Here is a 14,375-nt window from a genome sequence, read left to right as displayed (position 1 = left end):
GGCCCGCCACCGTTCGCGCTGCTCGGTCAGGCGGCCGCCAACGGCTTGGTCGCCTGCTGGTCCCGGGGTGCGCTGTTGACCACCAGCTCGTGTACCACCCGCTCGGTGGTCACCTCGTGGCCGACCAGGTCGGCGATCGCCAGCAGGCCCAGCAGGGCCGCGTTGGCGAAGACCAGCCAGGTCTGGGTGGCGCCCGTGAAGGTCAGGGCGGCGACCAGCGTCCAGACGCTCGCGAGGGCGACCAGCCCGTGGCCGACCTTGACCCCCGGCTGGGTCGTGCGGATCGCGCTGAAGCCCGCGACGCCCGTCAGCCCGGCGGCCACACCGAAGGCGAGCCAACCCGCCGTCCCCGACGTGTAGGTCATCGCGGCCACCAACAGGAAGACGCCACCGACCAGGTAGAACAGATCCAAGGCGAAGCGCGGCGTGAGTTTCATGATTGACCCCTCCTTGGCGCCACGCCACCGTGGCGCCGCAGTGCATTGAGGCGGGTCGAGGCGGGAGTACCCGGGACGGCTCGTCGGGTTCCGCGACCATCCGCGGTGCCCGATCTGGAAAACCTCCACGACCAGGCGTTTTCTTGCCCGCCGCGGCTGTCTGGCGCCTCACATGCGCGGGCCGGCGCAGGCCGCTCGAACGCCGGCGGCCGGGCAGGGTCAGCGCAGGACGGGCAGGCCGATCGGGGTCTCGTCCGGCAGGGCGGCGCGGGCCGCGCGGGCCAGTGGGTAAAGGACCTCGCGCAGGCGGGCCGTGCGCTCCTCTCCCAGGTGGTCCCATGGCGCGGCGGACAGCCGGTCGGTGGTGTCTTCGATCTCGTCGTGCGCGTCGCGGGCCGCCTTGGTCGCGGTGCCGGTCTCGTCGAGCCAGCCACGCTCCCGCAAGCGCCCCGCCGCGGCCGCCCACTGCTCGTCGGTCCAGCCGCGGGCCGGCTGCAGGTAGCTGCGGCGCTGGTCGATCGCCGCGCGCCAGACGCCCGTTTCGGCGCCGTCCAGACCCGACACCAGCAGTGCGGCGACGTGGCCGTCGCCGCGGTGTTCGCGCAGGATCGTTGCCGCGTGCCAGAGGGTTCCCAGCGCGTCGTCGGGCCAGGGCAGCGCCGCGTTGGCCGCTGCGAGCGCGCGGCCCACCGTCGGCACCGCCGACGCGGCCGCGCGGAGCAGCTCGGCCGCTTCGTCGACCGGACCGGCGACCCGGAGCAACGGGCCCAGCGACGCGCGGGCGCCGGCCAACCGGGCGGCCAGCGACTCGGCCGGCGTGGCCCTGGACCACACGTCGGGTAGAGCCCGGGTGACCATGCTCGGCGCGAAGCCGAAGAAGAGCGCGGTCACCGGGGCCGGGCCGATGGCACCCAGCGGCGCCGCCCGGCCGGCGAAGTAGCCGCGCCAGAAGCCGCGCAGGTTGGCCGCCTCGAACGCCTCGCGGGCCTGCGGTGTGAAATAGGTGACCGCGTGGATCGGCTCGAAGAGGCTCCACATGGTGCGCGGCAGCGAATCCATACCGGTCAACGTACCGGTCTGTCGAACCTCGTCGCGAGACGGACTTGACCGTACCTGCCCGCCGGGCGCGCCGGCGGACAGATCACGACGCCCGGAGGCGGGCGTACACGTCGCCGGAGCGGCCCGTCGGGCGGATCTCCGCGAACAGGCTGACCAGCTCGGCCGCGCTCATCCAGGCGGTGCGGGCCCAGCGCATGGTCTCGACCGGCGAGTAGTTGTATTCGTAGTCGCCCAGCGACTCGACCTGACCGAGCACCGCCAACCCGGCGTCGTGCGCCATCGGCAGGTATTCGAAGCTCAGCGCCCGCACCGGCCGGGACAGGCCGGCCAGCACCTCGGCCTCGAAGCCCTCCACGTCGATCTTGCAGAACGCCGGCTCGCCGTGCTCTTCGACCAGGTCGTCGAGGGTGGAGACGGGCACCTCCACGCGGCGGTCCCAGCGGACCTTGGCGAAGCTGCGGTCGGCGGAGACCGTGTCGATCCACTCGGTCGAGAGCGTGGAGACGGTTGGCGTCGCGGTCGACAGCGCGAGTTGGGCGGTGCCGCGCTTCGCGCCGATCGCCACCGGCAGGATGGTCACCTTGGGGTCCCGCCCGAAGAACAGGCGCAGCACGCGCAGGCAGTCGGGCTGGGGCTCGACGGCGACGACCCGGGCGCCGAGCGCCCGCCACGCCCGCACCCGGCTGCCGACATGCGCCCCGATGTCGAAGGCGACATCATCAGGACCGAGGAACTGGCCGTAGAAGCGGACGAGCCGGCGGTGCCGACCGGGCTGGCCATGATAGATGACCAACGATCGGACGATTCCCCACGCGCGGGTGAGCATCCTGCGACCTTAGCTGAACTAGTCTCCCGGCAGTTCCGTAGTCAGATCGAGGAGCCCCATTTCCGAACGAGGAGGCCAGCTGATGACCGCTGCCGACGCGACGGCGTCGCCGACGGCCCGCGCGGGCCGTGCCACGCCCAACCAGGCCCGCGCGGCCCGCTACGCGGTGTGGGGCGCCCTGGCCTTCAACGTGGTGATCGTCGAGATCCTGTTCTTCACCGGCGACCCCGCCAAGAACGACCTGATCGGCATCGCCAAGTTCATCGCACTGCACGCCGCGCTGCTGATGATGCTGCAACTGCTGCTCGTGGCCCGGCTGCCCTGGCTCGACACCTGGATCGGCGCCGACAAGCTGACCGCCTGGCACCGGTGGACCGGGTTCACCCTGTTCTGGGCGGTCGTGCTGCACGCGAGCTTCATCCTGACGGGGTACGCCCGACTCAGCGACATCTCCGTGCTCGCCCAGATCGACACGTTCCTCGGCGTCTTCCCGACCCTGCTGGGCATGCTGGCCGTCTCGCTGATCGTGGTCGTCGTGGCGCTGTCGGTGCGGTTCGCCCGCCGCCGCCTCTCCTACGAGGCCTGGCACACGATCCACCTGCTGCTCTACGCCGCCGTCACGCTGGCGATCCTGCACCAGCTCTACGAGGGCACCACGTTCCGGGCGAACACGCTGACCACGGCCTACTGGTGGGCGCTCTGGGGTCTGACCATCGTGGCCCTGCTGCACGGCCGGGTGGTCACGCCGCTGCTCCGCAACGCCCGGCACAAGCTGCGGGTCGCCGCCGTCGTGCCCGAGTCCGAGACCGTGACCTCGGTCTACGTGACCGGGGACGACCTGGCCGGGCTGCGGGCCCGCGCCGGCCAGTTCTTCATCTGGCGCTTCCTCACCCCGGGGCGGTGGTGGCAGGCCAACCCGTTCTCGATCTCGTCGACGCCCGACGGCCAGTCGCTGCGGCTGACCGCGCGGGCCGTCGGTAGGACCAGCGCGGGGCTGCGGCACCTCCCGGTCGGCGCGCGGGTCTTCGTCGAGGGGCCCTACGGCGCGTTCACCACGCTGCACCGCACCCGTGACGCGACGCTGCTGATCGCGGGCGGGGTCGGCATCACCCCGATCCGCTCGCTGCTCGGCGAGCTCGACGGCCCGGTCACGGTGCTCTACCGGGTGCCCGGCCCGGCCGAGGCGGTGCTGCTCGGCGAGCTCGAGCACTACGTGCACACCCGCGGCGTGACGCTGCACCTGCTCACCGGCCGCACCGGCGCCGGTGACCCGCCCAACATGCCGTTCGCGCCGGAGAACCTGATGTCACTGGTCCCCGACATCAGGGAGCGCGACGTGTACGTCTGCGGCCCGCCCGCGATGACCTCGGCCGTGCTCCGGTCGCTGCGCGATGCCGGCGTGCCCAAGCGCCAGGTGCACGCCGAGCGCTTCGCCCTGGCGGGCGACTAACGAATCGTCGCGGAGCCGAGCACGATGTCGCCGGCCGGGTCGGGGCGGTAGGCGACGACCGCCTGGCCCGGCGCGATCCCCCGGGCCGGCGTGCGCAGCTCGGCCGTGAGCGACCCGTCGGCCAGGTTGACCACGGCCGGCACCGGCGTGCCGTGGGCGCGCAGCTGCACCTCGCACTCGACCGGGCCGTCGGGACGGGCGCCACCGGTCCACACCGGACGCTCGCCGGTCACCGTCGACACCTCGAGCGCCTCGGCCGGGCCGACCGTCACCGTGTTGGTCACGGGCGTGATCGACAGGACGTAGCGGGGCCGGCCGTCGGGTGCCGGGACGCCGATGTTGAGGCCGCGCCGCTGGCCAACCGTGTAGGCGTAGGCGCCGGCGTGCGAGCCGACCACCGCGCCGGTCAGCGCGTCGACGATGTCGCCCGGCTCCTCGCCCAGCCGGTCGGCCAGGAAGCCGCGGGTGTCGCCGTCGGCGATGAAGCAGATGTCGTGCGAGTCGGGCTTGGCCGCGACGGACAGGCCCCGGGCGGCGGCCTCCTCGCGCACCTGGGCCTTGGTCGTGTCGCCGAGGGGGAACATCGACCGGTCGAGCTGCTCGCGGTTGAGCACGGCCAGCACGTAGGACTGGTCCTTGGCCAGGTCGACGCTGCGCCGCAGCAGGCCGTCGGCGCCGAGGCGGGCGTGGTGGCCGGTGACGACGGCGTCGAAGCCGAGTGCGATCGCCCGGTCGAGCACCGCCGCGAACTTGATCTTCTCGTTGCAACGCAGGCACGGGTTGGGGGTGCGGCCGGCGGCGTACTCGGCGACGAAGTCGTCGACGACGTCTTCGTGGAACCGGTCGGCCATGTCCCACACGTAGAACGGGATGCCGATCACGTCGGCCGCGCGCCGGGCGTCGCGGGAGTCTTCGAGCGTGCAGCAGCCGCGCGCGCCGGAGCGGTAGGTCTGCGGATTGCGCGACAGAGCCAGGTGCACGCCGGTGACGTCATGCCCGGCCGCCGCGGCGCGCGCGGCCGCGACGGCGGAGTCGACCCCGCCGGACATGGCTGCTAAAACCCTCACGGCAGCAAGGGTACGCGGTGTCCCGGGCCGAGTTTCAGCGCGAGGACTTGATCATCCCGGCCCGGCGGGCTCGCTCGACGGTCGCCGGCAGCGCGGCGATCAGCGCGTCGACGTCGGCCCGGGTCGAGGTGTGGCCGAGCGTGAAGCGCAGCGACGACCGGGCCCGGTCGTCGTCGGCCCCCATCGCGATCAGCACGTGTGACGGCTGGGCCACCCCGGCCGAGCAGGCCGAACCGGTCGAACAGGCGACGCCCTGCGCGTCGAGGAGGAGCAGCAGCGCGTCGCCCTCGCAGCCGGGGAAGGAGAAGTGCGCGTTGCTCGGCAGCCGGTCGACCGGGTCGCCGTTGTAGATCACGTCCGGCACCACCCGGCGGACACCGGCGGCGAGTTCGTCGCGGAGGGCGGCGACGCGGGCGGCGTACTCCCGCTGGGTCTTGGCGGCGTGTTCGACCGCGACCGCGAACGCGACGATGCCGGGCGCGTCGAGGGTGCCGGACCGGACGTCGCGCTCCTGGCCGCCGCCGTGCAGCAGTGGCGTGCAGGCGACGTCGCGGCCGAGCAGCAGCGCGCCGACGCCGACCGGGCCGCCGAGCTTGTGGCCGGTCACGGTGAGGGCGGCCGCGCCGCTGGCGGCGAAGTCGACCGGCACCTGGCCGACGGCCTGCACGGCGTCGGTGTGGAACGGCACCCGCCGGCCGGCCGCGAGCGCCGCCAGCTCCGCGATCGGCTGGAGCGTGCCCACCTCGTTGTTGGCCCACATCGCGGTGACCAGGGCGACATCGTCGTCGAGGGCCTCGGCCAGCGCGGCCGGGTCGAGCCGGCCCGCGTCGTCGACCGGCAGCCAGGTGGCGGCCGCGCCCTCGTGGCGGACCAGCCACTCGACGGAGTCGAGCACAGCGTGGTGTTCGACCGAGCTGGCGATCACCCGGATCCGGCCGGGGCGCTCGGCCCGGCGTGCCCAGAAGATGCCCTTGACGGCCAGGTTGTCGGCTTCGGTGCCACCGCCCGTGAAGATCACCTCGGACGGGCGGGCGCCGAGTGCGGCCGCGATCCGTTCCCGCGACTCTTCGACATGCCGGCGGGCGCAGCGCCCGGCGGCGTGCAATGACGAGGGGTTACCGACCTCCCGAGCCGTGGCGGCGTAGGCCTCGATGGCCTCGTCGAGCATCGGCGTCGTGGCGGCGTGGTCCAGGTATGCCATCACGGTTCAGCGTAGCCCCGCGCGGTCCTTACCACCCGCACCGCCCGGCCACGTTGGCGTGGCCGGGCGGTGGGACTGCTACTTGCGCTTGCGGATCTCCTCGGCGGCCTGCGGAACCACCTTGAAGAGGTCGCCGACGACGCCGAAGTCGGCCAGCTCGAAGATCGGTGCCTCGGGGTCCTTGTTGACCGCCACGATGGTCTTCGAGGTCTGCATGCCCGCCCGGTGCTGGATCGCGCCGGAGATGCCCAGCGCGACGTAGAGCTGCGGCGAGACGGTCTTGCCGGTCTGACCGACCTGGAACTGGTGCGGGTAGAAGCCGGAGTCGACCGCGGCCCGGGACGCGCCGACGGCACCGCCGAGCAGGTCGGCGAGCTCCTCGACGAGCTTGAAGTTGTCGCCGCTGCCGACACCGCGACCACCGGAGACGACCACGGACGCCTCGGTCAGCTCGGGCCGGGAGCCCTTCTGCTCGACCACCCGGTCGACCACCCTGGCCAGCTTGTCGGCGTCGCCGACAGTGACCTCGAGCGCCTCGACCTGCGGCGTCGCCGCCGCCGGGATCGGGGTCAACGAGTTCGGCCGGATCGTGGCCAGCGGGATGCCCCGGGTGACCCGGGACTTGACGATGACCTGACCGGCGAACGCGGGCTGGGTGGCGACGCCCTCGGCGGTCAGCTCGACCGCGTCGGTGAGCAGGCCGTTGTCGAGCTTGACGGCAAGCCGGCCGGCGATCTCCTTGCCTTCCTGGGTCGACGGCAGCAGCACCGCCGCCGGCTGCACCCGCTTGACCAGCTCGGCCAGCGTGGTGGCCTTCGGCGCGACCAGGTGCCCGTCGATGTCGTCGCCCTCACCGGCGTAGATCTTCTCCGCGCCGTATTCGCCGAGCTTGTCGGCCATCGCCGCGGCGGCGCCGGTGGCGCCGAACACGACGGCCGACGGCGAGCCCAGCGTACGGGCCAGCGTCAGCAGTTCCAGGGTGACCTTCTTGACGGCGTGTTCGCGGGTGGCCTCGACCAGGACCAGTACCTCAGCCATGACTGCGCCTCCTCAGACGAACTTCTCGGACGACAGGAACTCGACGAGCGCGGTGCCGCCGGCGCCGTCGTCGGTGACCTTCTGGCCGCCGGAGCGGGCCGGGCGCTTCGCGTGCTCGACGACCTCGGAGGTCGCACCCGCGAAGCCCACCTCGCCGGCGTCGACACCCAGGTCGGCCAGGGCCAGGGTCTGCACCGGCTTCTTCTTGGCCGCCATGATCCCCTTGAACGAGGGGTAGCGCGGGTCGTTGATCGTGTCCCACACCGACACCACCGCGGGGGTCGACGCCGTGACGATCTCGTACCCCTCCTCGGTCTGCCGTTCGATGGTCAGCGTGCCGCCGTCGACGGTCAGCTTCCGGGCGCCGGTCAGCGCCGCGACGCCGAGCCGCTCGGCGATCATGTGCGGGAGCACCTGCACCCGGCCGTCGGTCGATTCCGCGCCCGCGATGATCAGGTCGGGGTTGAGCGTGCCGAGCGCCGCGGCCAGCACCTTCGAGGTGGCCACCGCGCAGGAACCGTGCAGCGCGTCGTCGATCACGTGGACCGCCTTGTCGGGGCCCATCGACAGCGCCTTGCGGATCGACTCCGCGGCCCGCTCCGGACCCATCGACAGGACCGTCACCTCGCCGCCGTGCGCCTCCTGGATCCGCAACGCCTCCTCGATGGCGTACTCGTCCATCTCGTTGATGACGTTGTTGGCCGACCTGCGGTCGACCGTGTTGTCGCCAGCCAGGTTGCGCTCCGAGCCGGAGTCAGGCACCTGCTTGACGAGGACGACGATGTTCATCGCGTTTCGACGACCCTCCTGGTTGGTTAACGCACGCTAGGCCGCAGCCTGCCGGGCGCCGGAATGCCCGGTCAATCGCAGGGGGGTGTGGAGTTGCCCACCTGCCACCGAGAGCTAACTTACCCGCCAGTAGCTTACGCTTCGCAGGGCATCAGCGTGACACGGCTCACGGCCGTCAGGCGAGCGCGGCACGCACCTTGGCCAGGACCGCGGCTTCCGAGGGGTTGATGCCGCGGGCCGCTTCGGCCGCCCGCTGCGCCGCCGAGAGCACCGCGTCGCGGTAGTTGTCGACCTCGTCGGGCGCCTTCGCGCGCAGGATCGCCAGCGACTCGGTCAACGCTGGCAGCACCTCGGCCTCCACCCGGCCCGGGTCCTTGCGCGGCAGCCTGGGCAGCGCGCCGCTGGTCAGCACGTCGCGGGCCAGGCCCCGGGCGCCGGTGAAAGCGCCGGAGGCGGCCACGCTCTCGCGCACCATCGACAGAAAACCCGGATCGGCACTGGAAACGAGATAGACCACGCCGAAGGCGGCGCGTTTCAGCGTCGCCCGCTCGTGATCGGTCAGCTCAGTCACGATCACGGATGGTAGACGTAGGGGGTCGTGGTGGTGACCGCCACAAAACCCAGCCGCTCCAGGATCGGCCGGCTGTCGTCGGACGCGTCGACCTGGAGCAGCGTGTAGCCGTTGGCGTCGGCCAGCCGCGCCCGGTGTGCGACCAGCGCCCGGTAGATGCCGCGGCCCCGGTAGGCGGCCAGCGTGCTGCCACCCCAGAGCGTCGCGAACGCGGTGCCCGGCACGAACCGGATCCAGCCGGCGCTGACCATCTCGTTGGTCTGCTCGTCTTCGGCCACGACGACGGTGATCGCGGCGGGATGCCCGGCGATCTCGTCGGCCAGCATGTCGGCGATCCAGCCGCGGTCGTCGCCCCAGACCGCGGCCTCCAGCCGGGCGATCCGGTCGAGGTCGGCGCGCTCGCTCACCTCGCGCAACCGGACGCCGGGCGGCGGCACCGGCAGGGCGGCCGCCAGCGGCGCGATCGCGCCGATCACGACGGTCTCCCGCTCCTGCGGCACGAACCCGTGCGCCTCGAGGCGGGTGCCCAGGTCGGCCGGCTCGTCGTGGGCGTGCAGCTTCCACTCGACCGCTTCACCGCGGGCCGCGAAGAAGTCGCGCTGCCGCGCGATCAGCGCGTCGAGGTCGGCGCCGGCCAGGCCGCCGAGGTCGCGGTAGACCACGAACCCGCCGCCGGGCGAGCCGTAGCCGCGGTGCACCGGACCGTCCACCTCGAACGTCACGCCGGGCACGTCGGGGTCGACGGTGCGCAACTGGGCGTCATAGGCGGCGCGCAGCGTCGCGGCGTCGAGATCCGTCACTGGTACAGGTTATGGCACCCGTCGACAGATAATCGAAACGTGATCAAGCGGTGGTTCGACCCCCAGGACGTGGGCGAGACGCCGGACTACCGGTTCTCGCTGGCCAACGAGCGCACGTTCCTGGCCTGGATCCGCACCGCCCTCGCGCTGGTGGCTGGTGGACTGGCCGCCGCCCAGTTCCTGCCGGTGCTCGGCGTCGCACACCTGCGCGAGGTGATCGCGGTGGCGCTGCTGGTGCTGGGCGGCTTCGTGGCGCTGCGCGCCGTCGACCACTGGGCCCGGACGGAGCGGGCGATGCGGCAGAAGCGCGACCTGCCGCCCTCCCGGTTCCCGGCCTTCCTGTCCATCCTGGTCGCGATCGGCGCGCTGTTGCTGGTGGCCGCCGTGCTGGTGCAGGCCGCCCGTGCCTGAGGGTGCCCCGGAGTCGGCCGACTTCCGGATCCGCGACACCGGGGTGGCGTGGATCCGCACCCGGCTGGCGTGGAGCCGCACGGTGCTGACCCTGTCCGTGACCGCCGTGCTCGCCGCCCGCTTCGGGGTCCGGCACGGTGCGCCGGGTGCGGTGTTCGCCGTGGTCGCCATCGCCGGTTGGGCGCTGGGCGGGCTGTGGACACTGCGCCGCATCCGCCAGCTCACCGGCAGGTCGCGGCCGGTGTCGCCGGTGACGCCGCGGGTGCTGGTGACGGCCGCTCTGCTCGTACCCGGCTATGCGATTCTCGGCTTGTTGATGGTCTTCACGCTTTGACAACCGTTTTGGCAACGGTACGGGGTCGCCACGGTGGGTGCCGACGGTCCATCATGTCCGCATGGTGCGCCTCTACGGTCTTCTCTTCGTGGCCCAGCTCGTGCTGGCGGTCGCGGCGCTGATCAGTTGTCTCTCGGCCGACGAGGGCGAGATCCGCGCCCTGCCGCGGGTCGCGTGGGTGCTCATCATCCTGTTCTTCCCCCTGGTCGGCGGCATCGCGTGGTTCGTCGCGGGTCGCCACGACGGGCACCGGCCGGCGGGCCAGTGGCGGGCCGGCAACGGCTTCCCCGAGTCCGAGCGGCCGCGCCAGAAGGCGCCCGACGACGATCCCGAGTTCCTGCGCTCCATCAATGCGCCCACCGGCGACCGCGAGATGTTCGAGCGGTGGGAAGCCGACCTACGCAGGCGCGAGGAAAACTTGCGGCGGGAAAAAGAAGACCCGCCGCGCGGCTGACCCGGCGGCGGGCAGAGGGAAGACGCGGCCCCCCGTTGGCCGCGTCACCCCCCTCGGCGGCCGGTTGCGCCCAGGGCGGTGCGGCCAGTGCCCACTGTGCAGGGCCGGCGTTGGTTCTGCGTTGGCTGAACCGGCAAGAGGTAGCGCGCGTGCGCTAACGTGAGTAGCCGTCTTTGCCATGGTAACAACTGGGAGATGCCCATGCGGTTCGAAGTGCTGGGCCCGCTGCGCGTGCTGCGGGCAGAGCCTGATGCGCACACGCAGCGTGCCGATCCAGAGGTGGTCGTGCTGGCCGCCCGCCAGGTTCGCGTGGTGCTCGCCAACCTACTCGTCGACGCCAACCGCACCGTGTCGGTCGCCGCGCTGGCCGAGGCGTTGTGGGAGAAGGGTGCCGCCGAGGAGACCCGGCGCGGTGCGATCCGGGTGCTCGTCCACCACCTCCGCAAGGCGCTCGGTGACGAGGCCCTGCACCGCGAACCGGCCGGCTACCAGCTCGTCGTGCCGCCCGGCCGGCTCGACGCGGACGCGTTCCAGACGCTACTGGCGCAGGCCCGGCGGCTGCACCTCGACTCGGCGGGCGAAGACGCCCGCAAGGTGCTGCGCAAGGCGCTCGGCTTGTGGCGTGGCACTGCGGCCTACGAGGGCGACGACTACGGCGACCGGGTCCGCGCCGAGGCGGCCCGGCTGCACGAGCTGCGGCTGGCGGCCTATGAAGACTGTTTCGAGCTGGAGATCGAGCTCGGGCTGCACCGCGAGATCGTCGCCGAGGTGCGCACCGTCGCCGAGCAACACCCGCTGCGCGAGCGGCTCCAGGGCCAGCTGATGACCGCGCTGGCCCGGGCCGACCGGCGCGGCGAGGCGCTGGCCGCCTACGAGCGGACCCGCCGGCTGCTCGCCGACGAGCTGGGCGTCGACCCCGGCGACAACCTGCGCGAGTTGCACCGGCGGATCCTCCGCGCCGCGGCCCACGAGCGCACCGCGCCGGCCCAGCTCCCAGCGCCGGCGCGCACCTTCCTCGGCCGCGACCAGGCCCTGCGCCGGCTCGACACGCTGGTCGGCGACGAGGGAGGCGCACCGGTCGCGGTGGTCGTCTCCGGCATGGCCGGGGTCGGCAAGACCACCCTGGCCGTCCAGTGGGGACACCGCGTCCGCCGCCGGTTCCCCGACGGCCAGCTCGCGATCGACCTGCGCGGCTGGGCCCAGGCCCGGTCGCTGCGCCCGGTCGAGGTCATCGGCCGGTTCCTGGCCGCGTTCGGCGTGCCGGCGGCCAGCACGCCGGCCGACCTCGACGAGGCGGTGCAGGTCTACCGCACCGTCACCGCCGACAAGCGACTGCTGGTGCTGCTCGACAACGCCGAGCACGCCGACCAGGTGCGGCCGCTGCTGCCGGCCGGCGACGGCAGCGTGACGCTGGTGACCAGCCGCAACCGTCTCGCCGGCCTGGTCGCGGTCGACGGCGCGGTCGCGCTGCCCCTCGACGTGCTGCCCCCGGCCACCTCCAGCGCGCTGCTCGGCCGCCTGCTCGGCGCCGACGTGGTGGCCCGCGAGCCCGCTGCCGCGGCCGACCTCGCCGCGCTCGCCGGGCACCTCCCGCTCGCGCTGCGGATCGCCGCCGCACAGGTCGACACCGGCAAGCGGGCGCCGATCGCGACCTACAACCAGCGGCTGCGCGCCGGCGACCGGTTGGCCGGCCTCGGCATCGAGCACGACGCCGCGGCCACCGTCTCGGCCGCGTTCGACCTGAGCTACGCGGCCCTCGCCGAGCCCGCCCGGCGGCTGTTCCGGTTGCTCGCCCTGGTGCCCGGCGCCGAGTTCGGTGCCGAGCTGGCGGCCGCTCTGGCCGACACCCCCGACGTCGGCCCGGCGCTCGACCCGCTGGTCGCCGCCAGCCTGGTCACCGAGCGCGGCACCGGCCGCTACGGCCTGCACGACCTGGTCGCCGAATACGCCCGCGGCCGGCTGGCGGCCGACGAGCCCGACCACGACGCCGCGCGCGCCCGGCTCTTCGGCTGGTACCTCGACCACGTCGACGCGGCCAGCAGGCTGGTCTACCCGGAGTTCTCCCGGCTCCCGGCGACCGCGCGGGCGACGCCGCCCACCGCGTTCCCCAGCGCCGCCGACGCGGTCGACTGGATCACCGCCGAGCTGCCCAACCTGGTCCCGACGGTGGCGGTCGCGGCGCAACACGGCCCGCGCCCGGTGGCCGTGCGGCTGGCCGACGCGCTGCGCCCGCTGCTCTGGTCGACCGGCAGCCCGACCGAGTGGCGGGCGATCGCCGAAGCGGCGCTGGCCGCGGCGACCGCCGACGACGACCCGATGGGCACCGCGTCCGCCGAGATCAGCCTGGGCGACCTGCACGCACAGCGCTCCGACCTGCCGGCCGCCGAGCCGCACTACCGCCGCGCGCTCGAGCTGGCCCGGTCCAGCGGCTGGCAGACCGGCGAGGGCGGCGTGATGGGCAACCTGGCGCTGCTCTACTGGCGCAACGGCCGGCTGCTGGATGCGATCGAGCTGTTCCAGGGCAGCATCGAGGTCGCGCAGCGCAACGAGAACCGCACCGCCGAGGCGACGGTGCTGGGCAACCTCTCCGGCCTCTACTGGGCGTTGGGCCGGCTCGACGAGTCGGCCCAGGTGCTGCATCGCGCGCTGGGGCTGCACCGGGCCGCGGGCTGGCCCCAGTCGTCGGCGATCGCGTTCCTCGGCCTCGGCCTGATCCGCTCCGAGCAGGGCCGCTACAAGCAGGCGCGGCGCGCGCTCACCCGGGCGTTGCGGATGGCCACCCGCAACGGCAACCGGCGAACCGAGGGCGACGTCCTGTGCGCGATCGCCCAGGTGCAGGCCGCCTGCGGCGAGGGCGAGGAAGCGATCCGCACGGCCCGGCGGGCGGTCGAGATCGGCGTCGAGACCGAGCGGTCCCGGCTGCTGGCCGACGCGCACAAGGCGCTCGGGGTGGCCTACCACGGCCACGACGACCTCGACCTGGCCGCCGACGCGCTCGACGAGGCGATCCGGCTGGCGCGCCGGGCCGCCTACCCGCACACCGAGATCGGCGCGCTGGCCACGCTGGCCGACGTGCGCCGCGAGCAGGGCCGCCCGACCGACGGTCAGGAACTGGCCGAGACCGCGCTCGAGCTGGCCCGCCAGTCCGGCTTCCGGATCCTCGAAGGGCAGGCGCTGCGGGTGCTGGCGAGCTGCGCACACGACCTGGGCGTGCCACCGGTCGCCGTCCAACACGTGCGCGGCGCTCTGGCGATCCACCGGAAGGCGGGCCACCGGCCGGGCATCGCGGCCGCCCTGCTGCTGCTCGGCGACCTGCTGGTCGAGTGGGGCGACGTCGAGTCGGGCACCGAGATGTGGATCAAGGCGCGCAACCTCTACACCGACCTCGCCTCACCCCTGGCGGCCGCCGCACAGGCGCGGTTGAGCCGGGCGCACGCCTAACGGGGGTGGTGCTGTTCGACGGCACGCTGCACGGCACGGTAGATCTGACCGAAGCGCAGCGTGTTGGTCGTACGCAGGAGCAACCGGTCTTCCCCCGCGTAACGCACCCAGAGTTCGCTGACCACGGTGCCGCGGTCGTAGGAGCGGTCGAGCCAGCCGAGCGGGATCTCGGCGAACGGGGCCAGCACCAGCGCGCCGACCAACCCCGCGGCGAGCACGACGATCGCCAGCCCCCAGGCCGACCGGTCCGTAGCGGAGTAGACGAGAGAGATGGCGCACACGATCGCCGCGAGCGGCAGGATCGAGATGACCAGGATGAGGACGCCCCGGCCGAACCGGCGAGACATCGTGCGGGTCGTGCCGGGGCCACGGCGGTGCCAGACCATCTGCAAAGCCGCCACCGGATAGGTGGTGCCGTCGACCCGCACCGCATCGGACGTCACCTGGACGCTCTGATCGCGGAAGTAGACGGTCACCACTCCAGCAAAACCGCCTCC

15 protein-coding genes are annotated in these 14,375 nt (G+C 73.2%); 5 read left to right on the top strand and 10 right to left on the bottom strand.

Annotated elements, in window-relative coordinates; all coding sequences use genetic code 11:
• Positions 1 to 26 precede the first annotated feature (26 nt).
• The 3 genes from AB0J74_RS21915 to AB0J74_RS21905 all read right to left on the bottom strand — a co-directional run bounded on the left by AB0J74_RS21915 (position 27) and on the right by AB0J74_RS21905 (position 2,289).
• Positions 27 to 437 (bottom strand): hypothetical protein, encoded by a 411-nt coding sequence (locus AB0J74_RS21915; RefSeq protein WP_363450646.1) that lies wholly within the window; start codon positions 435 to 437, stop codon positions 27 to 29.
• Between the two features lie 219 nt (positions 438 to 656).
• Positions 657 to 1,475, bottom strand: a complete 819-nt coding sequence (locus AB0J74_RS21910) for a hypothetical protein (RefSeq protein ID WP_363450701.1) — start codon at positions 1,473 to 1,475, stop codon at positions 657 to 659.
• Positions 1,476 to 1,578: 103 nt separating this feature from the next.
• Positions 1,579 to 2,289 carry an FkbM family methyltransferase gene (locus AB0J74_RS21905; protein WP_363450644.1) on the bottom strand — a complete coding sequence of 237 codons (711 nt, stop codon included), beginning with the start codon at positions 2,287 to 2,289 and terminating at the stop codon, positions 1,579 to 1,581.
• Positions 2,290 to 2,404: 115 nt separating this feature from the next.
• Between AB0J74_RS21905 and AB0J74_RS21900 the strand changes: the two genes are divergently transcribed.
• A complete protein-coding gene (locus tag AB0J74_RS21900) occupies positions 2,405 to 3,772 on the top strand; it encodes a ferredoxin reductase family protein (RefSeq protein WP_363450642.1) in 1,368 nt (455 codons plus the stop codon).
• On the opposite strand, the gene mnmA is transcribed toward AB0J74_RS21900, so the two are convergent.
• The 6 genes from mnmA to AB0J74_RS21870 all read right to left on the bottom strand — a co-directional run bounded on the left by mnmA (position 3,769) and on the right by AB0J74_RS21870 (position 9,238).
• Complete coding sequence (gene mnmA / locus AB0J74_RS21895) at positions 3,769 to 4,839, bottom strand: tRNA 2-thiouridine(34) synthase MnmA (RefSeq protein ID WP_363450640.1); 1,071 nt, start codon at positions 4,837 to 4,839, stop codon at positions 3,769 to 3,771. The two genes, AB0J74_RS21900 and mnmA, sit on opposite strands and share 4 nt — an antisense overlap.
• A 34-nt stretch (positions 4,840 to 4,873) precedes the next feature.
• On the bottom strand, positions 4,874 to 6,040 hold the full coding sequence (locus AB0J74_RS21890; RefSeq protein ID WP_363450638.1) for a cysteine desulfurase family protein: 1,167 nt from the start codon (positions 6,038 to 6,040) through the stop codon (positions 4,874 to 4,876).
• Between the two features lie 78 nt (positions 6,041 to 6,118).
• Positions 6,119 to 7,078, bottom strand: coding sequence for an electron transfer flavoprotein subunit alpha/FixB family protein (locus AB0J74_RS21885; RefSeq protein WP_363450636.1), 960 nt, complete (start codon positions 7,076 to 7,078; stop codon positions 6,119 to 6,121).
• Positions 7,079 to 7,090: 12 nt separating this feature from the next.
• Positions 7,091 to 7,867: an electron transfer flavoprotein subunit beta/FixA family protein gene (locus AB0J74_RS21880; RefSeq protein ID WP_363450634.1), complete on the bottom strand. Its 777-nt coding sequence runs from the start codon at positions 7,865 to 7,867 to the stop codon at positions 7,091 to 7,093.
• A 175-nt stretch (positions 7,868 to 8,042) separates the two neighbouring features.
• Entirely contained in the window at positions 8,043 to 8,441 is a 399-nt protein-coding gene (locus AB0J74_RS21875; RefSeq protein ID WP_363450699.1) for a hypothetical protein, read from the bottom strand.
• On the bottom strand, positions 8,441 to 9,238 hold the full coding sequence (locus tag AB0J74_RS21870; RefSeq protein ID WP_363450632.1) for a GNAT family N-acetyltransferase: 798 nt from the start codon (positions 9,236 to 9,238) through the stop codon (positions 8,441 to 8,443). Before AB0J74_RS21870 ends, AB0J74_RS21875 begins: the two co-directional genes overlap by 1 nt.
• Positions 9,239 to 9,277: 39 nt before the next feature.
• Between AB0J74_RS21870 and AB0J74_RS21865 the strand changes: the two genes are divergently transcribed.
• The 4 genes from AB0J74_RS21865 (at position 9,278) to AB0J74_RS21850 (ending at position 13,878) form a co-directional block, all read left to right on the top strand.
• The gene (locus AB0J74_RS21865; protein WP_363450630.1) at positions 9,278 to 9,649 is read left to right on the top strand and encodes a DUF202 domain-containing protein; all 372 of its coding nucleotides are present in this window, start codon (positions 9,278 to 9,280) and stop codon (positions 9,647 to 9,649) included.
• Positions 9,642 to 9,983, top strand: coding sequence for a DUF202 domain-containing protein (locus tag AB0J74_RS21860; RefSeq protein ID WP_363450628.1), 342 nt, complete (start codon positions 9,642 to 9,644; stop codon positions 9,981 to 9,983). The genes AB0J74_RS21865 and AB0J74_RS21860 overlap by 8 nt, the downstream gene beginning before the upstream one ends.
• Before the next feature lie 61 nt (positions 9,984 to 10,044).
• Positions 10,045 to 10,437 carry a PLD nuclease N-terminal domain-containing protein gene (locus AB0J74_RS21855; RefSeq protein ID WP_363450626.1) on the top strand — a complete coding sequence of 131 codons (393 nt, stop codon included), beginning with the start codon at positions 10,045 to 10,047 and terminating at the stop codon, positions 10,435 to 10,437.
• A 201-nt stretch (positions 10,438 to 10,638) separates the two neighbouring features.
• Positions 10,639 to 13,878: a BTAD domain-containing putative transcriptional regulator gene (locus AB0J74_RS21850; RefSeq protein WP_363450623.1), complete on the top strand. Its 3,240-nt coding sequence runs from the start codon at positions 10,639 to 10,641 to the stop codon at positions 13,876 to 13,878.
• On the opposite strand, the gene AB0J74_RS21845 is transcribed toward AB0J74_RS21850, so the two are convergent.
• Positions 13,875 to 14,354 carry a DUF6232 family protein gene (locus tag AB0J74_RS21845; protein WP_363450620.1) on the bottom strand — a complete coding sequence of 160 codons (480 nt, stop codon included), beginning with the start codon at positions 14,352 to 14,354 and terminating at the stop codon, positions 13,875 to 13,877. The genes AB0J74_RS21850 and AB0J74_RS21845 overlap by 4 nt on opposite strands.
• Positions 14,355 to 14,375: the final 21 nt, after the last annotated feature.

Origin of the sequence: Asanoa sp. NPDC049573 (assembly GCF_040676615.1) — a bacterium.
GTDB lineage: Bacteria > Actinomycetota > Actinomycetes > Mycobacteriales > Micromonosporaceae > Asanoa.
This window is presented reverse-complemented; position numbering and strand designations above follow the sequence as displayed.